The sequence below is a fragment of the Sphingomonas faeni genome, from assembly GCF_040407505.1.
Classification (GTDB): domain Bacteria; phylum Pseudomonadota; class Alphaproteobacteria; order Sphingomonadales; family Sphingomonadaceae; genus Sphingomonas; species Sphingomonas faeni_E.
In genome coordinates, this window is sequence record NZ_JAPZPQ010000006.1 from 20,296 (window position 1) to 40,865 (window position 20,570).

Annotated in this window: 20 protein-coding genes; 5 read left to right on the top strand and 15 right to left on the bottom strand. The window is 66.9% G+C overall.

Going from position 1 to position 20,570, the window contains the following annotated elements; translation table 11 throughout:
• Positions 1–130: 130 nt before the first annotated feature.
• From O6X71_RS16540 to O6X71_RS16570, 7 genes are all read right to left on the bottom strand, one after another.
• On the bottom strand, positions 131–1,165 hold the full coding sequence (locus O6X71_RS16540; RefSeq protein WP_353466831.1) for a cell envelope biogenesis protein TolA: 1,035 nt from the start codon (positions 1,163–1,165) through the stop codon (positions 131–133).
• Positions 1,166–1,175: 10 nt separating this feature from the next.
• On the bottom strand, positions 1,176–1,613 hold the full coding sequence (tolR, locus tag O6X71_RS16545; protein ID WP_307087538.1) for a protein TolR: 438 nt from the start codon (positions 1,611–1,613) through the stop codon (positions 1,176–1,178).
• Between the two features lie 126 nt (positions 1,614–1,739).
• A complete protein-coding gene (gene tolQ / locus O6X71_RS16550; protein ID WP_056053223.1) occupies positions 1,740–2,432 on the bottom strand; it encodes a protein TolQ in 693 nt (230 codons plus the stop codon).
• Positions 2,429–2,887: a YbgC/FadM family acyl-CoA thioesterase gene (locus O6X71_RS16555; protein ID WP_353466833.1), complete on the bottom strand. Its 459-nt coding sequence runs from the start codon at positions 2,885–2,887 to the stop codon at positions 2,429–2,431. Before O6X71_RS16555 ends, tolQ begins: the two co-directional genes overlap by 4 nt.
• A gap of 215 nt (positions 2,888–3,102) precedes the next feature.
• Positions 3,103–3,861 (bottom strand): hypothetical protein, encoded by a 759-nt coding sequence (locus O6X71_RS16560; RefSeq protein WP_353466834.1) that lies wholly within the window; start codon positions 3,859–3,861, stop codon positions 3,103–3,105.
• Positions 3,862–4,312: 451 nt separating this feature from the next.
• On the bottom strand, positions 4,313–5,332 hold the full coding sequence (locus tag O6X71_RS16565; protein WP_353466837.1) for an NAD(P)H-dependent flavin oxidoreductase: 1,020 nt from the start codon (positions 5,330–5,332) through the stop codon (positions 4,313–4,315).
• A 55-nt stretch (positions 5,333–5,387) separates the two neighbouring features.
• Positions 5,388–6,641, bottom strand: coding sequence for an aspartate kinase (locus tag O6X71_RS16570; RefSeq protein ID WP_056054666.1), 1,254 nt, complete (start codon positions 6,639–6,641; stop codon positions 5,388–5,390).
• A gap of 76 nt (positions 6,642–6,717) precedes the next feature.
• Here O6X71_RS16570 and ubiG point away from each other — a divergent pair, with 76 nt between their 5' ends.
• Together ubiG and O6X71_RS16580 are read left to right on the top strand one after the other, a co-directional pair.
• The gene (gene ubiG, locus O6X71_RS16575) at positions 6,718–7,434 is read left to right on the top strand and encodes a bifunctional 2-polyprenyl-6-hydroxyphenol methylase/3-demethylubiquinol 3-O-methyltransferase UbiG (RefSeq protein ID WP_353466839.1); all 717 of its coding nucleotides are present in this window, start codon (positions 6,718–6,720) and stop codon (positions 7,432–7,434) included.
• A gap of 203 nt (positions 7,435–7,637) precedes the next feature.
• Positions 7,638–9,077, top strand: a complete 1,440-nt coding sequence (locus tag O6X71_RS16580) for a DUF2029 domain-containing protein (protein WP_353466841.1) — start codon at positions 7,638–7,640, stop codon at positions 9,075–9,077.
• Here O6X71_RS16580 and O6X71_RS16585 read toward each other — a convergent pair.
• Genes O6X71_RS16585 through O6X71_RS16595 form a run of 3 tightly spaced genes read right to left on the bottom strand, consistent with a single transcriptional unit; the run spans position 9,019 to position 11,644 of the window.
• The gene (locus O6X71_RS16585; RefSeq protein WP_353466842.1) at positions 9,019–10,203 is read right to left on the bottom strand and encodes a glycosyltransferase; all 1,185 of its coding nucleotides are present in this window, start codon (positions 10,201–10,203) and stop codon (positions 9,019–9,021) included. The genes O6X71_RS16580 and O6X71_RS16585 overlap by 59 nt on opposite strands.
• Positions 10,200–10,715, bottom strand: coding sequence for a DUF2141 domain-containing protein (locus O6X71_RS16590; protein ID WP_353466845.1), 516 nt, complete (start codon positions 10,713–10,715; stop codon positions 10,200–10,202). Before O6X71_RS16590 ends, O6X71_RS16585 begins: the two co-directional genes overlap by 4 nt.
• A complete protein-coding gene (locus tag O6X71_RS16595) occupies positions 10,712–11,644 on the bottom strand; it encodes a hypothetical protein (protein WP_353466846.1) in 933 nt (310 codons plus the stop codon). The genes O6X71_RS16590 and O6X71_RS16595 overlap by 4 nt, the downstream gene beginning before the upstream one ends.
• Before the next feature lie 146 nt (positions 11,645–11,790).
• Here O6X71_RS16595 and O6X71_RS16600 point away from each other — a divergent pair, with 146 nt between their 5' ends.
• Positions 11,791–12,855 carry a glycosyltransferase gene (locus O6X71_RS16600; protein WP_435368505.1) on the top strand — a complete coding sequence of 355 codons (1,065 nt, stop codon included), beginning with the start codon at positions 11,791–11,793 and terminating at the stop codon, positions 12,853–12,855.
• A gap of 163 nt (positions 12,856–13,018) precedes the next feature.
• Here O6X71_RS16600 and O6X71_RS16605 read toward each other — a convergent pair whose 3' ends face one another.
• The 5 genes from O6X71_RS16605 to pyrE form a co-directional block, all read right to left on the bottom strand.
• Entirely contained in the window at positions 13,019–14,089 is a 1,071-nt protein-coding gene (locus tag O6X71_RS16605; protein ID WP_353466850.1) for an AI-2E family transporter, read from the bottom strand.
• A gap of 1 nt (position 14,090) precedes the next feature.
• Positions 14,091–15,083: a signal peptidase I gene (gene lepB, locus O6X71_RS16610; RefSeq protein WP_353466852.1), complete on the bottom strand. Its 993-nt coding sequence runs from the start codon at positions 15,081–15,083 to the stop codon at positions 14,091–14,093.
• Complete coding sequence (gene acpS / locus O6X71_RS16615; RefSeq protein ID WP_353466853.1) at positions 15,080–15,514, bottom strand: holo-ACP synthase; 435 nt, start codon at positions 15,512–15,514, stop codon at positions 15,080–15,082. The genes lepB and acpS overlap by 4 nt, the downstream gene beginning before the upstream one ends.
• A 138-nt stretch (positions 15,515–15,652) precedes the next feature.
• On the bottom strand, positions 15,653–16,381 hold the full coding sequence (locus O6X71_RS16620) for a pyridoxine 5'-phosphate synthase (protein ID WP_353466855.1): 729 nt from the start codon (positions 16,379–16,381) through the stop codon (positions 15,653–15,655).
• Positions 16,378–16,962 (bottom strand): orotate phosphoribosyltransferase, encoded by a 585-nt coding sequence (gene pyrE / locus O6X71_RS16625; protein WP_353466856.1) that lies wholly within the window; start codon positions 16,960–16,962, stop codon positions 16,378–16,380. The genes O6X71_RS16620 and pyrE overlap by 4 nt, the downstream gene beginning before the upstream one ends.
• A 342-nt stretch (positions 16,963–17,304) precedes the next feature.
• Between pyrE and coxB the strand changes: the two genes are divergently transcribed.
• The gene (gene coxB / locus O6X71_RS16630) at positions 17,305–18,459 is read left to right on the top strand and encodes a cytochrome c oxidase subunit II (protein WP_353466858.1); all 1,155 of its coding nucleotides are present in this window, start codon (positions 17,305–17,307) and stop codon (positions 18,457–18,459) included.
• Position 18,460: 1 nt separating this feature from the next.
• A complete protein-coding gene (gene ctaD, locus O6X71_RS16635) occupies positions 18,461–20,125 on the top strand; it encodes a cytochrome c oxidase subunit I (RefSeq protein WP_353466860.1) in 1,665 nt (554 codons plus the stop codon).
• Positions 20,126–20,570: the final 445 nt, after the last annotated feature.

The window sequence follows — 20,570 nt, forward strand, 5'->3', positions numbered from 1 at the left end:
GTTACATCGACCATTCCAACTGGGCCCCGGTCTCCGCCGGGGTGGTTACCGCGCGATGGGTGGTCACCCGCAACCAAAGTTGGGCGCAAAGGGAAAAACCCCAGGATCGATCGAGTCATAACGGACATCCTCAGCCGGGAAGTTTGTAGCGCAGGCTGAAATTGCTCCAGCCGTTCTGCACGTCATACAGGTCGTCGGGCAATCCGCGTAGCGGCGAACACCCGACGAAGGTCGCGATCGCCAGATCGTCGACGCGGTCGACATAGCGCCGGTTGTCGTCGTCGACGCCGGCGTGACCACTGATCGTCGGCCGCGACTTCAGCGTGCCGTCGCGGTTGAGCCGCAGGTTGATCGTCACGCGGATCCGCTCGGCGCCCGGCCCCGGCGTGACCTGGCGGTTGGCGCAGGGCTGTACCTGCCGCAGGATCGCCGAGCCGATGTTCGCCGCCGCCTGCGCGCCGAGCTTGGCCGCCTTCGGCGCTTCCGACTTGCTCGGCGACGGATCGGCCGACAGACCCTTGAGGAAATTGTCGCCGAGCCGCGAACCGCGTGGCCGCGAGGTCTTGGCCTCGGCGGTCGAGCCGCTGCCCTTGGTGGAGGACGGTTTCGCGGGCTTGGCCGACGATGCGGAGGACGTCTTCGCGGGCGCGGCGCTCGGTTTCGCCGCGGCCTTAGTCGGCGCGGACTTCGCGGGCGCGACCTTGGCGGGTGGCGCCTTCTCGGCCTTGGGCTGTGGCTTCACGACGGGCTTCGGGACCGGCGCGGGCTTTGCGACGGGTTTCGGCGGCGCGGGCTTGGGTTTGGGCTGAGGCTTCGGCTCGGGTGCCGGTTGCGGCTTGGGCGCAGGTTTCGGTGGCGCGGGCTTTGGCTGGGGCGCAGGCGGCACGGGATCGGGCTTCGGCTCGGGATCGGCTTCTTCCGGAGCAGGCGGCGCGGCATCCTCGGGCGCACCTTCGTCCGGCGCGACCGACTCGGCCGGCGTCTCCACCGATTGCGGCGCGGTCGCTTCCAGCGCGACATCGGGCACGAGGCTCACGTCGATCGGCTGCTGCTCGATCTTCTTCGGCAGTTCGGGCGCGCCGAGAAAGCCGAGCGACAGCGCGCCGAACAGCAGGACGTGCCCGACGACCGCGACGCCTAAGCCGATCTTCTCCGAACGGTCCATCAGCCAGCCATCAGTTCTGGTTACCCTCGACGGTCACCAGCGCGACGCGGTTCAGCCCAGCGCGGTTGAGCTCGCCCATCACGCGCATCACGCGGCCGTAATCGAGTTTCCGATCCGCGCGCAGCAGCACCTGCGGTTCGTCCCCGACCGCCCGGCTGGCGGCGATCGACGCGAGCCGGATCGGCAGCGCGTCGTCGGTCACCTGATCCTTGTCGATGAACAGTGCGCCTGTCCCGTCCATCGAGATCTCGACCGGCTTCTGCTCCTGGTCGAGCGCTTTCGCACGCGCATCGGGGAGGTTCACCGGTACGCCCGCGGTCATCAGCGGCGCCGTCACCATGAAGATGATCAGCAGCACCAGCATCACGTCGACGAGCGGCGTGACGTTGATATCCGCCATCGGCGCGCGACGGCCGCGTCCGCGAGAGGAAGGAAGGTTCATCGCCATTCTACTCCCCTCCCGCTCGCGGGAGGGGTCGGGGGAGGGCAGCGCCGCGAATGCCGCTGTCGGAGGAGAAGGTAGAAGCCCCTCCCCTGACCCCTCCCGCAAGCGGAAGGGGAATGAGAAGGCCGCTCATCGCGAGCCGTCCAGCTGGCGGCTCAAGGTCGTGTGGAAGCCGTCGGCGAACCGGTTGAGGCTTGCCTCGATCCGGTTGATGCCGTGCGAGAAGCGGTTGTACGCGATCACCGCCGGAATTGCCGCGAACAGGCCGATTGCAGTCGCGAACAGCGCCTCCGCGATCCCCGGCGCGACCACCGCCAGCGACGTGTTCTGCGCCGCCGCGATGCTGGTGAAGCTCCGCATGATGCCCCACACCGTGCCGAACAGCCCGACGAACGGTGCGACCGAGCCGACCGTCGCCAGCACGTTCAGCCGGTCCGACAGCTTGTCGATCTCGCCCGCGACCGCAGCACCCATCGTCGTCGCCAGCCGCTCGCGCGTGCCGCTCTTGTCGATCGTGCCACCCGCGGTGGAGCGCCGCCACTCGGTCACGCCGGCCGCGAACACACGCGCCGACGGAAGGTCGTTCTCGCCCTCCGCCTTGTAGAAGACGTCGATATCCTCGGCCTTCCAGAAATCGCGCTCGAACCGGGTCATGCCCTTGCGCGTCTTGCCGATCCGCCGCCAGAACGCGACGATCAGCGCCCAGGTCCAGATGCTGGCGAGCAGCAGCCCGATCATCACGCCCTTCACCACCCAGTCGGCCTGGAGGAACAAGTGGATCGGCGACAGCGTCGCGCTATCCATAGTCAACACCGGATTCATGCTTCCCCCTGCCAGACAAGGCGTTCGTAGATATCGATCCAGGCGCGCGGCTGGCGGCGTGGGCGGCCATTGGGAGCGACCAATGCCGCCACAATATCCGCCTCGGCCAAGACAAGCCCGTCGCGCATGACCCTTTGATGAATGGTGACCCCGGCCGAGCGGACACGGCGTATCCGCGAGACGACCAGCAAGGCGTCGTCGAGCTTCGCCGGCGCGGCATAGCGGATGGCGACGCTGGCGATCGCGTAGGAGCCCTCGCCCGCCTCGAACGTCGCGCGCTGGTCGATCCCGCCCACGCGCAGCATGTCCGAGCGGGCGCGCTCCATGTAGCGCAGGTAATTGGCGTGATAGACCGCACCCGACAGATCGGTGTCCTCGAAATAGACGCGCACCGGAAACCGGTGCTCGCGCCCGTCGAAGCGGCCTTCCGCCGGACGATCTGAAACCTCAGCCATTCCGGCGGCTGTTAACCCAGTCTTTGCAGGGAAGCCAAGCTTTGCTGCACGATGCCGGTGATGGCGAGGAAAGGGTTAACTCGATCCTCCCCCGCTAGGGGGAGGTGGCTGGCGCTTGCCAGACGGAGGGGGAGGCAAGCGGTCACGCCTGCCCCGTGTCCTCCCCCTCCGTCGCTTCGCGCCGCCTCCCCCTGGCGGGGGAAGATTCAAGGGTCTTACTGGAAAACGCTCGCGTCGAGTTTCAAGCGTGGCTGCGCGGGCGGTACCGGCTGCGAGATTGGCTGGAGACGGGCCTGCGTGACCGTCTGCACCGGCATGTTCGACGCATATTGGCGCGAGACCATCAGCTGCGGCTGGACCGGACGCACCGTCCGCCCGCGCCACGCATCGACCGCGCGGTAAAAATCGGTGAACGGCCGCTCGAGCACGGGCAAATTCTGGGCGGCGAAGGCGGGTAGCGCCTCCGCGGTCAGACCGGCGCTCTGCGCGAGAACCGTCTGCGCCGCGGCGCAGAACTCGTCGCGTGCGGGCGACTGCGAGAAGAAGTTGTACAGCCGCGTCATCGAATCGTCGTAGCGATCCTGCCAGTCGCCGCCGCCCGACTTGTATTCGCTGGCGTAGGTCGCCTCGGCCTTGGCGAGCACTGGCTTCTGCGCCGAGAGCAGCGCGTTGTAGCCCGCGACGATCGTCAACTCCTGCGGACCGCGGCACGCCAGCGCGGCGACGTTCAGCGCAGCGCGGAGGTGCCAGACCTTGGCGGACGTCGTCAGGTTGCGATTCGGAGTCGGATACGTGCCGTCGGCGAGCGCGACCGGAATGACGATGGTCGGCGACGCGCCCTTCGGCATCGTCGGCGCGGGCACCGGCACCATGATCACGGGTGGCGCGACGGCGGCCACGGTTCGTGGCTTCTGCGCGCAACCGGCCAGCAGGCCCAGCGCGGTAACGGACAGCAAAGCAAACCGACGACTCATCGCAACCACCTCATGACGTCCCCCGACGGGACACTCTATGCATGGGTTAGGTTAACGAGACGTAAGCCGTACGGGGTTTGCGGTGAGCTGAGAGGGGATGGGGTTGGGGATGGGGTTGGGGTTGGCGGGAGCGCTTTGGCCGTTCCCCAAGTTACCTCCACCCCGGCGAAGGCCGGGGCCCAATTGGAAGGTCGCAGTAACGAAGCGCGACCTCAGTCAGCGACGTCCCTCAATTGGGCCCCGGCCTTCGCCGGGGAGGTGCTTGGTGGAAGTCAACGGACCCAAGATCACCGTACAATGAAGACGCTGCCTTTCTCGATCCTCCCCCGCCAGGGGGAGGTGGCGCCATAGGCGACGGAGGGGGAGGACACGGAACAGACGTTTCGCTACCCTCCCCCTCCGTCAGGCAATAGCCTGCCACCTCCCGCTTGCGGGGGAGGATAAAAGTATCTTAAACCGCGCGCGCTTCCAGTGCCGCCGCGGCCTGCGCCATCAGCCCGCCGATGATGTCCGCGACCGGCTCCTCGCGCTTGACCATGCCGACCGACTGGCCCGCCATGACCGAGCCATGCTCGACATCGCCGTCGATCACCGCACGACGCAGCGCGCCTGCCCAGTAATGCTCGATCTGCAACTGCGCCTCGGCCATCTCGACCCGGCCACCGTCGAGATGCCCGGCGACCTCGCGCTGCTTTGCCGTGAACAGCTCGCTCGACGCGTTCTTCAGAGCGCGAACCGGGATTACCGGCAAGCGTGCGTCGATCTGCACGCTGGCGATCGCATCGCGTGCCGACGCCCGGATGAACGCCTTCTTGAAATTGGCATGTGCGATCGACTCGGTCGCGCACACGAACAGCGTGCCGAGCTGAACGCCCGCCGCGCCCATGTCGAGATACCCCGCGATCGCCTCGCCGCGGCCGATCCCGCCGGCGACGAACACGGGCACCTGCTCGGCGATCTCGGGCAGCATTTCCTGCGCCAGCACGCTGGTCGAGACCGGACCGATATGGCCACCGGCCTCCATCCCCTCAATCACCAGCGCATCGACGCCGCTGCGGATCAGCTTCTTCGCGAGCGCCAGCGCCGGCGAGAACGCGATCAGTTTCGCGCCCGTCTCCTTGATCGCCTCGATGCTGCCCTTGGGCGGCAGGCCACCGGCGAGCACGACGTGGCCGACCTGATGCTTGGCGCAGACCGCGATCAGCTCGAACAGGTCGGGGTGCATCGTGATCAGGTTCACGCCGAACGGCTTGTCCGTCATCGCCTTGGTCGCGGCGATCTCGGTATCGAGCAGCGCAGGCGTCATCGCCCCGCACGCGATCACGCCGAACCCGCCCGCGTTCGAGATCGCCGAGACGAGGTGACGCTCGCTCACCCACGACATCGCGCCGCCGAGAATAGCGACCTCCGACCCGAGGAACGCGGCGCCGCGCGCCATCCGGCGTTGCAGCCGCTCAGTACCGATCGTCATGCATCCATCCCCGTCGTCCCGGCGCCTGCCGGGATCATGTCGTTATCTATCAAGCTCAAGCCGCATCCTCGGCATCGAGCCCGTATGCCGTATGCAGCACGCGCACGGCCAGCTCGGTATAATCCTCTTCGATCAGCACGCTGACCTTGATCTCCGACGTCGCGATCGCCTGAATGTTGATGCCGCGCTCGCCGAGCGTCGTGAACATCGTCGAGGCGACGCCCGCGTGGCTGCGCATCCCGACGCCGACCACCGACACCTTAGCGACCCGCGTATCGTGGACGATCGTCGCATAGCCGATCGCGTCCTTCGCCTTGTCGAGCACGTCGAGCGAGCGCGCGAGATCGGCCGCCGGCACCGTGAACGTCACGTCGGTCGAGCCGGTCGAATGCGCGACGTTCTGCACGATCATGTCGACGTTGATCCCTGCATCTGCAAGCGGCGCGAAGATCGCGGCGACCGAGCCGGGCCGATCGCTGACCTGCGTCAGGGTGATCTTCGCCTCGTTCTTGTCGTGGGCGATGCCGGTGATGAGCTGGCGTTCCATATCGTCGATTTCCTCTTCGCCCACGATCAACGTGCCGCGGTGACCATCATTGGTGTCGCCATCCTCGAACGAGGACAATACGCGTACCCGCACATTCTCTTTCATCGCCAAGCCGACAGACCGCGTCTGCAACACCTTGGCACCGACGCTGGCGAGTTCCAGCATCTCTTCGTACGTGACCTTGCTCAGTTTCCGCGCGCGCGGCACGATCCTGGGGTCGGTCGTGTAGACGCCGTCGACATCCGTATAGATGTCACAGCGATCCGCCTTCATCGCCGCCGCCATCGCCACCGCCGACGTGTCCGAGCCGCCGCGGCCGAGCGTGGTAACGCGCTGGCCGTCCGCGACGCCTTGGAAGCCCGGGATCACGGCTACGACGCCGTCCGCGAGGCTCGCGTCGAGCGCGGCCGTATCGATCTCGCCGATGCGGGCCGAGCCGTGCGCGTCGGACGTGTTGATCGGCAACTGCCAGCCAAGCCAGCTCCGCGCCTTGCAGCCCGCCGCCTGGAGCGCGATCGCGAGCAAACCACTCGTGATCTGCTCGCCGGCCGAGACGACGACGTCATATTCCTTCGCGTCGTACAGCGACGACGCCTCGCGGCAGAAGCCGACCAGCCGGTCCGTCTCGCCGGCCATCGCGGAGACGACGACGGCGACCTGGTTGCCGGCGTCGACTTCGCGCTTCACGCGCGCGGCGACGTTGCGGATACGCTCGATCCCAGCCATCGACGTCCCGCCGAATTTCATTACGATACGGGCCATTGGCAGCGCAAATCCCTTTGGGTCGAAGCGGCGGCCCTGATAGGTAGCGCGCATGATACTGGCAAGCGACACCGTAATGAACGCAACAATCGATCCGCGCGAGGCCGCGCATTTCGGCACGATGGCGAAGGACTGGTGGGATCCGAAGGGCTCGTCCGCCCCGCTCCACAAGCTCAACCCGCCGCGGCTGCGCTACATCCGCGAGCAGGTCGATGCGCATTGGGGCGGTGATGGGGCTAGCTTCACGCCGCTGGAGGGGAAGACCGCGCTCGACGTCGGCTGTGGCGCGGGGTTGCTGTGCGAGCCGTTGGCGCGGCTTGGGGCGGCGGTGACGGGGATCGATGCGGCACCCGAGAATATCGCGGTTGCGGAGATCCATGCGGCGCAGAGCGGGCTTGCGATCGATTACCGCGCGGGGGGAGTCGAGGGACTGGTGGGACAGTTCGACCTCGTCACCAGCCTTGAGGTGATCGAGCATGTCAGCGACCCTGCGGGCTTCGTGCGCGGTCTAGCGCGGACTTTGGCAGAGGGCGGGTTGTTAATCCTGTCGACCCCCAACCGCACGCCGTTGTCACGGCTGGCGATGATCACCGTGGCGGAAGGTGCCGGCGTCATTCCTAAGGGCACGCACGACTGGAACAAGTTCCTCACGCCGGAGGAACTGACCGCGCTGCTGAAGGATTCGGGGCTGCGCGTGAGGGATACGCGAGGGCTGAGCTTCTCGCCGGCGACGGGGTTCACGCTGAGTGACTCGACGAGCCTGGATTACTTCCTAACCGCGGTGAAAGCCTGACTCGTGCCCACGGTTACACCACCCCGGCGAAGGCCGGGGCCCAATTGGGAAGGCCAATGTAACGGAGCGCCGCCCTCAACCATAACCGTCCCCCAATTGGGCCCCGGCCTTCGCCGGGGTGGTGCAGAATAATGGGCGACAGTCTCAGCCAACACTGTTCACCCGCGAAGGCGGGTGCCCAGTCTGGACACCCGCCTTCGCGGGTGAACAATCCTCTGGTGCTTGCAGCGCTGGCGATCTTCCTAATCACCCTCGCACTGCTCCGCCCCGTCGATCACGACGAGAGCCAATACGTCGCCGCCGCCCTACTCACCGCGCATGGCTTCCTGCCCTACCGAGACTTCGCCTACCTCCAGACCCCGCTCCAACCCTATCTCTTCGCCCCGATCACAGCGCTAGCCGGCACTTGGACATGGCCAGCCCTCCGCATAACCAACGCCCTCCTTGGCACAGCCACCATCGCCGCAGTCCACCGCGCAGCCCGCATTGGCGGCGCCAGCACCCGCGCCGCCACCATAGCAACCGCGCTGTTCGCCACCTGCGACATCCTCCTTTTCAGCATCGGCACAGCCCGCAACGATGCGCTCCCCGCGGCCTGCCTAGCGCTGGCCCTCCCCGCGATCGTCCGCACCGCCCGCGACCAGGCAAGCCGGCGCGATGCGATCCTGATCGGCGCGCTGCTCGCCGCCGCCGCGACCGCGAAAATCTCCTATGCCCTCCCCGCACTCACCTACGGCGTCTGGACGCTACTCAGCCACAGCCGGCGTCCGTGGTGGACGCTGCTCGGCGGTTTGCCGTTCGCCGTCTTCACCCTGGCGTTGTTCGCCGCATCGCCCGAAGGCTTCCTGTTCGGCGTGCTCGACTTCCCTGGCCGGGCGCCCACCGAATGGTACCAGGCCCGCCCGTGGAAGCTGTCGAACGCGGCCAAGATCATCGACACTCTCAAGTTCCTCGCGCTCGGCCCTGCCCTGCTCGCGATCGTCGCCACCACCGGCAGGCGGCAACGCTGGCACCTGATCCTCGACCTGCTGATCCTCGCCGGCCTGATCGCCGCGCTCGCGCCGGTGCCGACATGGCGGCAATATCTGCTGCCGATGTTGCCGGCGCTGTTCGTGCGGCTGGCGCTGGTCTGGCATGCACACCCGCCGGGCAAGGCGATGCGGATCGGCACGGTCGTGTTCGCCTGCGCTGGGCTAGCCCCCACCGTCGAAGCTGTCGCGAGCGGCGGCATCCCAATGCTCGCCGCGATGCGAGACGCCGCCGTGGTACGCGAGATCCTGGACCGCGAACACGTCACCCGCCCGGTCGCGACGCTCTCCCCGCAATTCCTGCCGGGGCAAGCGATCGACCCGCGCTTCGCCACCGGCCCCTTCTATTTCCGCAGCACCGCGTTGCTCGACGCGCGTCAGGAGTACGCCCTCCACCTCGTATCGCAGGCCCGGACGCATCTCCTCGGCTATCCGTCCGCCATCCTCACCGGCGGTGAAGGCGCCTGGAGCAGCGGTGACGATCGGATTGATACAGTCCTAGCCGCCTACGCCCGACACCACGGCTATCGCGCCGTCCCCGTCCCCGGCACGCGCTTCACGCTGTACGTCGCACGCCGTGCTTCGCCGCGACCAGTCCCGCGTAATAATCCATAAGCTCGACCGCATGCTCGCGGTCACTACGGACATGCCGCGCCGCCACCGCAGCCGCCCGCCGGAGCAACGCCGGATCGCGCGCGAACAACCGCCCGATTGCCGCCGCCGCGCTCTCCGCATCGCGCGCCGCGTAGAGCTCGCTCGCATGGCGGTCCGCGACTTCCGCGCACCCGCCCGTATCCGGCACGATCAGCGGCAGGCCCGACGCCATCGCCTCCGACGCGACCAGCCCGAACGGCTCCGCCTCCGACCCGTGGATCAGCGCATCGCAACTCGCCATGATCCGCGCGAGTCGCTCGCGGTCGTACACCGGCGCGAACATCCGGATATGCGGCGAGCCACCGATCCGGCGTTGGATCGCCTTGGTCTGCGCACCCGCACCGATCAGCACCAGCCCGACCGGCAGAGTCGCTCCCGCACGCGCCACCGCGTCGACCACCAGCGGCCAGCGCTTCTCGCCGTGATGCCGCCCGAGCCCGAGCAGCAGCATCCCGTCCTCGGGCAACCCGCACTGTCGCAGCAACGCCGCGCGCAACCGGGCATCGCGCAGGTCCGGCGAGAAATGCCCGCGCTCGATCCCCAGCGGCATCGCCGCATCGATCCGCAGCCCGCGCGCGCGCAATCGCTTCTCCAGCGCCGGGCCGTTGGTGACGACGACATCGTATTTCTCGAGGAATCGTCGCATGTACCGACTGTACCAAGCGAACCCGCGCTCGATCTGGTCGTGGCTCGCAACGCCCGCGAACCAGCGCTGTGCATAGGCGGCGATATTGTCGTTGTGCATGAAGAACGCCTTCACCGCGCGTCCCTGCCAGTCGCCGACGAACCACGCGGGCCGCCACGGCGAGCAGCATTCGACCACGTCCGGATCGAGGTCATCGAGCACCCGGTGCATCGCCGCCCGATCCCAGAACAACCCGTAGTTGCGATCGAACGGCATCCCCGGCGACTTGAGGTAGAGGATCCGCCCGCCGCCCGGCCGTTCCTCGACGCGGTCTTCCTTGCCGGGCGCGACGACGATCAACTCATGGCCCATGTCCGCCATGATCCCCATCTTGCGGTCGACATAGGTCCGCACGCCGCCGCCAGTCGGCGAGTAGAACTCGTTGACGTCCACCACTCTCATCGCGCGACAGGCCCAAAGCCACCGAGCCCGCGCAGATACTGCACGGTGATCCGCACCGTAGTCACGCCCGCGCCGACCTCGACCAGTGCCTGCTCCACCTTCGGCCGCGACCGCCCGAGCTTCATGTTGCTCGCGAACCCGGCACCATCGGTCCAGAAACTGAACTTGTTCTTCCCGTCGCGATTATGCGTCAACAACAGCGCATAGCGGCCCGGCCGCGGCACCCGGATGCACAGCATCGGCGCGCCGCTCGGCGGCGTCGGCACCACCACCCGCCGAAACGTCTTTCCCGCCGCGATCAGCACGTGGTCGTCCTTGAGAAAGCCCGCTTCGTCATCAGGATAGAGTTCGAGCTTCAACTCGCCCGTACGATCCTTCAGCCCGGTGACCTCGACCGCGATCGCCGGCCCCTCGCCCGGCCGGCACGCCGCCGCATCGCTGCCGAGCACCTGTGCCCCGGCCGGTCCCGCAAGCGCAACGATCGCGGCCAGCGCGACACAGGCGCGGATCACGCGCGCAACCGGGTGAGCCCGGCGTGGATGCCGAACAGGATGATCAGCGCGACATGCACCAGCAACGTCAGCGCGGCGGTAAACGCAATCAGCTCCGACAAGGCCTGGTCCTGCCCGATCAACAGGATCGCGGCGTTGGCGAACAGAAGGTCCTTGTTCGGCACCAGCGGCAGGCGCGACACCAGCAGGCGCCCGGCGGCGAGGAACAGCCACATCCCCACCGGTACGCCCGGCAGCGCGAAATGCCACGCGAACGCGATCAGCACCGATCCGCACAGCAACCGGATGCAGTGGATCCCGAACACCCACCACAGTTTCGCGCGCGGCAGGGAGAACACGCGGCGCGAGAAGATCAGGAACGGCAGCGAGATCGCCAGCGTCACGCCCGCCGACGCCAGCACGGTGCGGAACTGGTCATGCGTCAGCAGATGCCGGCCGAGCGGCAACGCGATCGCCACCAGCAGCAGCGTGACCGCATTGCCCGCGATCGCCGACAGGATCGACACGTCCTTCACCGCGCCGAACGGCGACGCCACCATCCGCGCCTTGGCCCGCGCCCAGGCGTAGAAATACGCATCGCCGGAGTATCCGAACACGACTTCGTTCGCGATCCGCTTCTTGATCAGCGCAACGAGGCCGCCGAGCGGAATACCCCAGAGGCGCCGGAAGATGACGTAATCCCCGGTCGGTGGCGACATGTAGAGCAGGCCGAAGCAGACATAGAAGCGCGGGTCCTGCGGCACCGAGCGCGACAGCCCGGCAAGGCCATGCCCGAGCAGTTCGCGTCCCAACCCAACGATCATCGCCAGCGTGAGCACCGCACCGATGATCGCGGGCCAGCGGCTGCCGAGCGCCTTCAGCGGCTCGAGCCCGGCGCGCGCGATATCCGCATAGCCTTCGGATTCGGTCGACTTTGCACGCGTGTTCAATTGCCTGTCCTCAACCAATCGCTCTCAAGCCGTTCCACCGTGTGTCGGTCGGCCCAATAGCCGGCCGTCAATGTGCGTGCACGCAAAGTCGGTTTCATTCGGTCGCGATCTCCGCTTTATCCATCGCGCACTATGATGACCCCCATATGTCACCCGTGAGCGAGCCGCCGACCGCCCGGCACATCCTGACCTATGCCGAGGATCTGCGCGGCGGCGGGGTCGAGCGCGCGCAACTGCGCCTCGCACGCGGCTGGCTGGCGGCGGGGCGTCGCGTGACGCTGGCGATCGAGGATATTTCCGGGCCGCTGGCCGCGGAACTGCCAGAGGGGCTGGAGATCGTTACGCCGTCGCAGCTGCTCGCGTTGCCGAATGTCGTGCGACGTCTCGGGCCGGACATCATATTCTGCCCCGGTAATTTCTATACCGGCATCGCGGCATGGACGAGGCTGCGGCTCGGCAAGACGTGTCCGCCGATCGTCGCCAAGATGTCCAACGCCCCCGCGCGCGCCGATCATGGCCGACTGATGCACGCGGCGCACCAGGTCTGGCTCGCGCGGCACGGTGGCTTCCTCGATCACCTCGTGGCGATGACGACCGCGACCGCGGACGAGGCGGCGCTGGCGACCCGAATGATCGGGCGAACGAGCGTCATCCCGAACCCGCCAGCGGTGCCGATCCCCGGTGCACTGCCCGACCTTCCACCCCGCTATATTCTCGGGGTCGGCCGGCTCGAACCGCAGAAACGCTGGGACCGCCTGATTGCCGCGCTGCCGTTGCTGGCGGACCAGACGATACCGCTCGTCATCCTCGGCGATGGAAGCGAGCGGGGAGCGATCGAGGCGCAGATTCGCGCGTTCGGCTTGGGGGAGCGCGTTCACCTGCTCGGCCACAGCAGCGATCCGCTCCCGGTCATGGCCCGCGCCGCGGTACTGGTGCTGACGTCGGATTACGAAGGCGTGCCCGGTGTGTTGCGCGAGGCGCTGTCGGTTGGGACGCCGGTAATCTCCACCGATTCGAGCGCGGCGGTTGCGGAGATCGTTGATAGGCCGGAGCTTGGGACGGTGATTGCGAGGAACGACACTGCTGCATTGGTTGGAGCGCTGGATGCGTGGCTAGCGCCGACTACGCAGCGACCAGCCCCAGTCGCCCAACCGGGTGCGGACTCAGCCAACCGCTACCTCGCACTCTTCGACCAACTGGTGAGGCGGTAACTCCCTATCGATTACCCGCCCCATTGACGTCCCCGGCTCTCACCCCCCGTCATCCCCGCGGACGCGGGGACCCATACTGGCAAACCTCGGAGGATATGGGTCCCCGCGTCCGCGGGGATGACGGAATGGGAGCTTGAACCCCGAGCAAGTAGTAAGAGGAACGTCAGGCCGTAGCTTGATGGTCCGCCGCCTTCTCCTCTTCCCGCTCCGACCGTCGCTCGAGCGCGGTCTTCAACATCGCGGTCATCGGATCGGCCAGCGCCAGCCCCAGGATCCCGAACAGCGCGCTCGCCAGGATCTGCGCACCCAACGTCAACGCCGGCGGCAAATCGACCGTGCGCTTGGCGACCATCGGCACGATCACATACCCGTCGATCGTCTGCACGACGAGGTACGTGCCGATCGCCCAATACCCCGTGTCGACGCCCGCGCTGAACCCGACCGCGACCATCAGCACGCCGGTCACGATCGCGCCGACGTTCGGGATGAACGCCAGGATCCCCGCGATGATACCCAGCAGCATCGCCATCGGCACGCCGCCGACCGCCAGCGCGATGCCGCTTGCGACGCCCTCGACCGCCATCCCAAGCAGGCGCCCGGCTAGCAACCGCCGCAACGTCGCGCCCATCTTGACCAAAGTCTTGCCGAACTCGGGGCGGAGGTCGCTCGGCACCATCCACTGCATCCCGCGGGAATAGGTGCCGGGGTCCATCGCGATGAACAGCCCGAGGATCAGGATCATGAACATGCTGGTGATCGCGCCGATCGCGCTGCCCACCCACGACGTCACGCGCCCGACCGAGCCGAGCGCCTGCTTGACGATCCCGTTGACGTCCGACGCGCCCGGCATCAGCCCCTGCGAGGTCAGATAGCCCGTGAAGCGATTGGCCTGCGATTCCAGCGTCGAGCGCAGCTGCGTGACCTGCTCGGTGACCTGCACCCCGGTCAGCACGAACGTGCCGACGAGGAACGCGAAGGTCAGCAGTACGACGATCAGCAACCGCCAGCCACGCCCGATCGGCAGCACCCGCCCGAGCAACCGCACGCCGCCATCGAGCAAGGCTGCGAACACGACGCCGGCAAAGATGATCAGCAACGGCTGCACCAGCACGATCAGCAACGCGATCACGCAGGCGAGCCCGAGCCAGATCGCCGCGCGCTTCAGTTCCTTGCGCAGGAACGGATCGCGCATCTCGACCGGGCTCAGTTCGTCTACCGTCTTCGTCTCGGCCATCTCAGTTCACCTTGGCGGGATGCAGCGAGGTGCCCGCGCGATCCGGGCGCAGCGAGCTCCACCACGTCAGCGGATTGAACGTCGCATCGCCGTCGAGGCTGAAGGTGATGAACTCCGCACGGCCGCCGAGATTCTCGTACGGCACCGGCCCGCCGAGCCCGAGCTGGCTCAGCGCGAACCGGCTGTCGGCCGAGCGATCGCGGTTGTCGCCCATCAGGAAGACGTGGTCCGCGGGGATCGTAATCTCGGCAAAATTGTCGCCCTGGCTGTCCGATTCGAGATCGATCGTCTCGTAGCGGCGGCCGTTGGGCAGCGTCTCGGTATAGGTCGGCAGGCGGCACATCTCGCGACCGTCGGGCAGCGTCTCGCGCGCGCCGGGATAGTCGATCTCGCTGCACGGGCTGTTGGTGTCGACCGGGATCAGCGTGTCGTGGAGCGGGCCGCGCTTCACTGCCACGCCGTTGAGGAACACTATCCCGCCGCGCACGGCCAGCTTGTCGCCCGGCAGGCCGATCACGCGCTTGATATAGTCGTTGTGCGTCCCCGGCGGCGTCACGATCACCACGTCGCCGCGCGTCGGCAGCGAGCCGAACAGCCGGCCGTGAATGAACGGCGGCGACACGCTCCAGCTGTCTTCCTGCTGGCGCAGCACCACGCCCTTGAAGATCGCGACCGGATTGGGGATCGTCGGCGAGACGAACGACCAGCCGTATGCGAACTTCGTCACCACCAGCCGGTCGCCGATGCGAAGGCCCGGCAGCATCGATTCGCTGGGGATATAGAAGGGCTTGGCGATGAAGCTGTGGAAGCCGAGCACGACCAGAATCAGCCAGAAGATGCCCTTCACCTCGCCCCACCAGTCGGTGCCGCGGCGGCGGGTCGTTTCGGAACCAGTTTCGGGAGTAGTGCTGGCCGAGGGCGCGGGATCGACCGTGGTGGTCTGCGCGAGGGGCTTTTCGGGGAACTCGTTGCCGTCCAACGCCGCGTCCTTCATCGGTTCGTATCCTGGCGCATGTCCGGGGATATCAGAGGTATAGCTTCGATGATCACGAAGGCCTGCGCCCACGGATGATCATCGGTCATCGTCAAATGCACGCGCGCGGCGTGGCCTTCGGGGGTCAACGCGTCAAGCCTCGCTTTGGCGCCCCCGGTCAGCGCCAGCGTCGGTGCGCCGCTGGGGGCGTTGACCACGCCGATATCGCTCATGAAGACGCCCGCGCGAAACCCGGTCCCGACCGCCTTCGAAAACGCCTCCTTGGCCGCGAACCGCTTCGCCAGCGTGCCGGCTTTCGTGAAAGGCCGCCGCGCCGCCTTCGCCCGCTCGGCATCGGTAAACACCCGCTGCTCGAACCGATCCCCGAACCGCTCGACCGACGCGGCAATCCGCTCGATGTTACACAGGTCGGACCCAAGCCCGATGATCACGAGGCGGCCTGGAGTCGGAAGACAGATTTGGTTCTCGCGAAGGCGCTAAGGCGCGAAGAGAACAAGAAGGGAAGCGAACTATGGGCTCTCTCCTTCCTCTTCGCGCCTTTGCGCCTTTGCGTGAACAAATTCTGAAAGCTATCGCGCCGCATCCATAGCCTCACGCATCAGCCGAACCGCTTCACCAAGCCCGACGAACAGCGCCTCGCCGACAAGGAAATGCCCGATGTTCAGCTCCCGAACCTGCCGGATAGCCGCGATCGGCGCGACATTGTCATAGGTCAGCCCGTGCCCCGCATGCACCTCGATGCCGTTCTTCGCCGCCAACGCAGCCGCGTCGCTCAGCCGTCGCAGCTCGACCGTTCGCGCCTTGCCCGACAGTTCCGCGTACAACCCGGTGTGCAGCTCGACCACCGGCACCTTGAGCCGCACCGCCGCCTCGATCTGGCGCGCGTCCGGCTCGATGAACAGCGACACGCGGATGCCCGCCCCCGCCAGTGCATCGACCAGCCGCGCCATCCGGTCGTAATGCCCGGCGACGTCGAGCCCGCCCTCGGTGGTCAGTTCCTCGCGCTTTTCCGGCACGATGCACGCGGCGTGCGGCTTGTGACGCAGCGCGATGCCGAGCATCTCGTCGGTCGCCGCCATCTCCAGGTTGAGCGGGATCGTCAGCTCGGCCGACAGACGCGCGATGTCGTCGTCGGTGATGTGCCGGCGATCCTCACGCAGATGCGCGGTTATCCCGTCAGCCCCCGCTGCCGCCGCGACCAGCGCCGCGCGCACCGGATCGGGATACCCTGCCCCCCGCGCATTCCGCACCGTCGCGACGTGATCGATGTTGACGCCTAAACGCAGGTCCCGATTCATGCCGCCGCCCTGCTGCCGGGCTTGATCGCAGGGATCGTGGCCAGTTCGGGGGGCAGCGCGTCCGCCGGGTAGGTCGGCACGTCGAGCCAGATCAGCGGGAAGAACGGCACGCCCAGATCCGCCGTCCCGTTCGAGCGATCGACCAGGGCCGCCGCCGCAACGGTCACGCCGCCCGCGCGCCCGATCGCCGCGATCGCTTCGCGCGACGACAGCCCGGTGGTGACGACGTCCTCCATCATCAGCACGCGCTGGCCGGGCGCGAGCCGGAACCCGCGGCGCAGCTCGAACACGCCGTCGGGCCGCTCGAGGAATACCGCCTCGACACCCAGCGCGCGGCCCATTTCGTGGCCGGCGATCACGCCGCCCATCGCTGGCGAGACCACGATATCGATCTGCGCACGCAACTCGGCCGGGATCGACGCGACCAGCGCTTCCGAGAGCCGAGCGCCTCGCGCGGGGTCCATCAACACCCGCGCGCATTGCAGGTAGCGCGAACTGCGCAGGCCAGAGGACAGGATGAAATGCCCTTCGAGCAACGCTTCGGCAGCGCGAAATTCGGCGAGCACGTCGTCTTCGGTCATCGCGGGTCATCGCTCCAAATGGTCTGCCCGCGCTGATACGAGCGCACGAAACCACGTGCAACGAGAACCGGCGGCTTAATACCCGCCGTCATCCTGACGAAAGTCAGGATCCAGGGCCAAGAGCGATACTGTTCGTTACCCTGGATCCTGACTTTCGTCAGGATGACGGGCGGTTAGGGAAGGCGCTTAAAAGGCCAATGCCAGACAAGGCTTGAGGCGAGCCCCCCCGCTGGGTATAGCTCTTCCCAAATCATAAGCAGACATCCGCGCGTCCGGAATCGGGTTCGCTATAAACCGGGGTCAAGAAAAACGATGCGCAAGATGGGGATGAGAGGATTTGCGATGGCAGCGGGGCTCGCAGTGGCGAGTCTCGGTGGCGTTGCCGGGCACGCGGCCCAGCCTGCAAGCACGCCGACGTCAGCAGCACCCGCGCCGCAAGCCGCTGCCGCTCCGGGGGGCGTGTCGAACACTGCGCCGACGACCGCCGCAGCGACGCCCACCGCCAACCCGTCCAGCCCCGAGCTCGCGATGGACGGTGCGCCCGCGATGACGGTCAAGCCGATGATCGGCCAGCCCACGGACGGCCGGTTCGGCCTCCAGCCACAGGTCACCAAGAACGGCCAGTTCGCGCACTGGATGCACAATTCGATCCTGGTGCCGACGATCACGATCATCTCGCTGTTCGTCCTCGCGCTGCTCTTCTGGGTGTCGTTCCGCTATCGCAAGGCGCGCAACCCGGTCGCGTCGAAGACCAGCCACAACACCTTCATCGAGATCATCTGGACGCTCGCGCCGGTCGTGATCCTTGTCCTGATCGCGGTTCCGTCGATTGGCCTGCTGCAAGCGCAGTTCAAGCCCGCCCCCTCCGGCGCGGTGACGCTGAAGGCGATCGGCAACCAATGGTATTGGACCTACCAGTATCCGGACAATGGCGGGTTCGAGATCACCGCCAACATGCTGAAGGAAAAGGCTGACGTCGCCGCTGGCGAGCGTGGCCGTACCGATGCCGACGGCCCCAAGTTGCTCGCCACCGACAACCGCATCGTTCTCCCCGTCGGCGTGCCGATCCGCCTGATCACCACGTCGAACGACGTGATCCACAGCTGGGCGGTCCCGGCGTTCTGGATCAAGCTCGACGCGATCCCCGGCCGTTTGAACGAGACCAGCTTCACGATCGACAAGGCCGGCCTGTATTTCGGCCAGTGCTCGGAGCTCTGCGGCGCGCGCCACGGCTATATGCCGATCGCGGTCGAGGCGGTTCCGCCCGCCGAATACGCGGCGTGGGTCAAGGCCAAGGGCGGCACGATGCCGACTCCCGGCAAGGCGTCCGACAAGGTCATCCCGCAACCCGGCGCCGACGGCTCCGCGGCGAAGGTTGCCGAAGCGGCGGAAACCGCCAACGCCACCGGCCCGGTCGAGAACGTGACCACGACAGCCCCCGCGACGACGCAGGGCGCGACCTCAAACCCGGCCGGCGCCGGCAACGCGGGACAGTAAGATGACCGACACCGCTCTCACCCCGTCGGCCTTCGTGTCCCACGAAGCGCACGACCATCATCACGATACCGATCACAAGCCGGGCTTCTTCGCGCGTTGGTTCATGTCGACCAACCACAAGGACATCGGCACGCTGTACCTGATCTTCGCGATCGTCGCGGGGATCATCGGCGGCTCGGTCTCGGGGCTCATGCGCGCCGAGCTCGCACATCCCGGCATCCAGTATCTCCAGGGCTGGGCGAGCATGCTCCACGGCGGCCCCGCCAGCCTGGACGAATCGCTCCATCTCTGGAACGTGCTGATCACCGCGCACGGCCTGATCATGGTGTTCTTCATGGTCATGCCGGCGATGGTCGGTGGCTTCGGCAACTGGTTCGTGCCGATCATGATCGGCGCGCCGGACATGGCGTTCCCGCGCATGAACAACGTGTCGTTCTGGCTGCTGATCCCCGCCTTCACGCTGCTGCTGGCCTCGCCGTTCTTCGGTGGCGCGGGTAATGGCTGGACGCTCTACGCACCACTCTCGACCTATGGTGAGCCCGGGCCGTCGACCGACATGGCGATCCTCGCGCTCCATCTCGCGGGTGCGTCGTCGATCCTCGGCGCGATCAACTTCATCACGACGATCTTCAACATGCGCGCGCCGGGCATGACGCTGCACAAGATGCCGCTGTTCGTGTGGTCGATGCTCGTCACCGCGTTCCTGCTGCTACTGGCGCTGCCAGTCTTGGCCGCGGCGATCACGATGCTGCTGACCGATCGCAACTTCGGCACGACGTTCTTCGATCCGGCCGGCGGCGGCGATCCCGTCCTGTATCAGCATCTGTTCTGGTTTTTCGGCCATCCCGAAGTCTACATCATGATCCTGCCGGGCTTCGGCATCGTCAGCCAGATCATCTCGACGTTCAGTCGCAAGCCCGTGTTCGGCTATCTCGGCATGGCGTATGCGATGGTCGCGATCGGCGTGGTCGGGTTCGTCGTGTGGGCGCACCACATGTTCACGACGGGTCTGTCGGTGAACACCAAGATGTACTTCACCGCGGCGACGATGGTCATCGCGGTGCCGACCGGCATCAAGATCTTCTCGTGGATCGCGACGATGTGGGGTGGTTCGCTCACCTTCAAGACGCCGATGGTGTGGTCGATCGGCTTCATCTTCATGTTCACCGTCGGCGGCGTGACCGGCGTCGTGCTCGCCAACGGCGGCATCGACGATTACATGCAGGACACCTATTACGTGGTGGCGCATTTCCACTACGTGCTGTCGCTGGGTGCCGTGTTCTCGCTGTTCGCCGGGTTCTACTACTGGTTCCCGAAGATGACGGGCAAGATGTACAACGAGTTCCTCGGCCAGCTGCACTTCTGGGTGTTCTTCATCGGCGTGAACGTGATGTTCTTCCCGATGCACTTCCTGGGCCTCCAGGGCATGCCGCGCCGCATCCCGGACTACACGCCGCAGTACGAGCATTGGAACACGGTCGCCTCGGTCGGCTACATGATCATGGCCGCGGGCATGGTGGTGTTCTTCGTCAACTTGATCTGGTCGCTGCTCGCGGGCAAGCCAGCCGGCGACAACCCCTGGGGCGACGGCGCGACGACGCTGGAGTGGACGATCTCCTCGCCGCCGCCGTACCACCAGTTCGAGACGCTGCCGCGGATCGATTGAGGCGGAAAAGGGCCATCAGGCCCCCGCCCGGCCGGCGCGGCACCGCCGCGTCCGACGACACGGGACTTGCTCCCGTGTCGGGGCCAGCCAAGCCAGAGAACGCCTCGGGGAAACCCGGGGCGTTTTCTCGTTAAATGACCGCCCCCAGCCCACCCTGTTTCCCCGCGAAGGCGGGGACCCAGCCTGGGCTCCCGCCTTCGCGGGAGAACAAGGAGCAGGAGGGACTCACGTGGCTCACCCCCCTTCCGTCACCCCAGCGAAAGCTGGGGTCTCATCGTGGGACTCTCGTATCGCCCAACGCGGGAGACCCCAGCTTTCGCTGGGGTGACGGCGGGGGTGACGGCGGGGGGGGGTGACGGTGGTAGAACGCGCATCTTAGCATCCCCATGACCAGGAGCATGCGCGCGCCACCCAGCCACGCCGCTTTCCTCAGGCCTTTCCACCG

Excerpts from the sequence above, each read along its gene's own strand:
- lepB (WP_353466852.1), bottom strand. The coding sequence starts at position 15,083 with ATGAAGGACGCGGCGTTGGACGGCAACGAGTTCCCCGAAAAGCCCCTC.
- O6X71_RS16570 (WP_056054666.1), bottom strand. The coding sequence starts at position 6,641 with ATGGCCCGTATCGTAATGAAATTCGGCGGGACGTCGATGGCTGGGATC.
- O6X71_RS16585 (WP_353466842.1), bottom strand. The coding sequence starts at position 10,203 with ATGAGAGTGGTGGACGTCAACGAGTTCTACTCGCCGACTGGCGGCGGC.
- O6X71_RS16560 (WP_353466834.1), bottom strand. The coding sequence starts at position 3,861 with ATGAGTCGTCGGTTTGCTTTGCTGTCCGTTACCGCGCTGGGCCTGCTG.
- coxB (WP_353466858.1), top strand. The coding sequence starts at position 17,305 with ATGGCAGCGGGGCTCGCAGTGGCGAGTCTCGGTGGCGTTGCCGGGCAC.
- O6X71_RS16555 (WP_353466833.1), bottom strand. The coding sequence starts at position 2,887 with ATGGCTGAGGTTTCAGATCGTCCGGCGGAAGGCCGCTTCGACGGGCGC.
- O6X71_RS16620 (WP_353466855.1), bottom strand. The coding sequence starts at position 16,381 with ATGAATCGGGACCTGCGTTTAGGCGTCAACATCGATCACGTCGCGACG.
- tolR (WP_307087538.1), bottom strand. The coding sequence starts at position 1,613 with ATGGCGATGAACCTTCCTTCCTCTCGCGGACGCGGCCGTCGCGCGCCG.
- ctaD (WP_353466860.1), top strand. The coding sequence starts at position 18,461 with ATGACCGACACCGCTCTCACCCCGTCGGCCTTCGTGTCCCACGAAGCG.
- pyrE (WP_353466856.1), bottom strand. The coding sequence starts at position 16,962 with ATGACCGAAGACGACGTGCTCGCCGAATTTCGCGCTGCCGAAGCGTTG.
- O6X71_RS16565 (WP_353466837.1), bottom strand. The coding sequence starts at position 5,332 with ATGACGATCGGTACTGAGCGGCTGCAACGCCGGATGGCGCGCGGCGCC.
- O6X71_RS16540 (WP_353466831.1), bottom strand. The coding sequence starts at position 1,165 with ATGGACCGTTCGGAGAAGATCGGCTTAGGCGTCGCGGTCGTCGGGCAC.
- O6X71_RS16600 (WP_435368505.1), top strand. The coding sequence starts at position 11,791 with ATGTCACCCGTGAGCGAGCCGCCGACCGCCCGGCACATCCTGACCTAT.
- tolQ (WP_056053223.1), bottom strand. The coding sequence starts at position 2,432 with ATGAATCCGGTGTTGACTATGGATAGCGCGACGCTGTCGCCGATCCAC.
- ubiG (WP_353466839.1), top strand. The coding sequence starts at position 6,718 with ATGAACGCAACAATCGATCCGCGCGAGGCCGCGCATTTCGGCACGATG.
- O6X71_RS16605 (WP_353466850.1), bottom strand. The coding sequence starts at position 14,089 with ATGGCCGAGACGAAGACGGTAGACGAACTGAGCCCGGTCGAGATGCGC.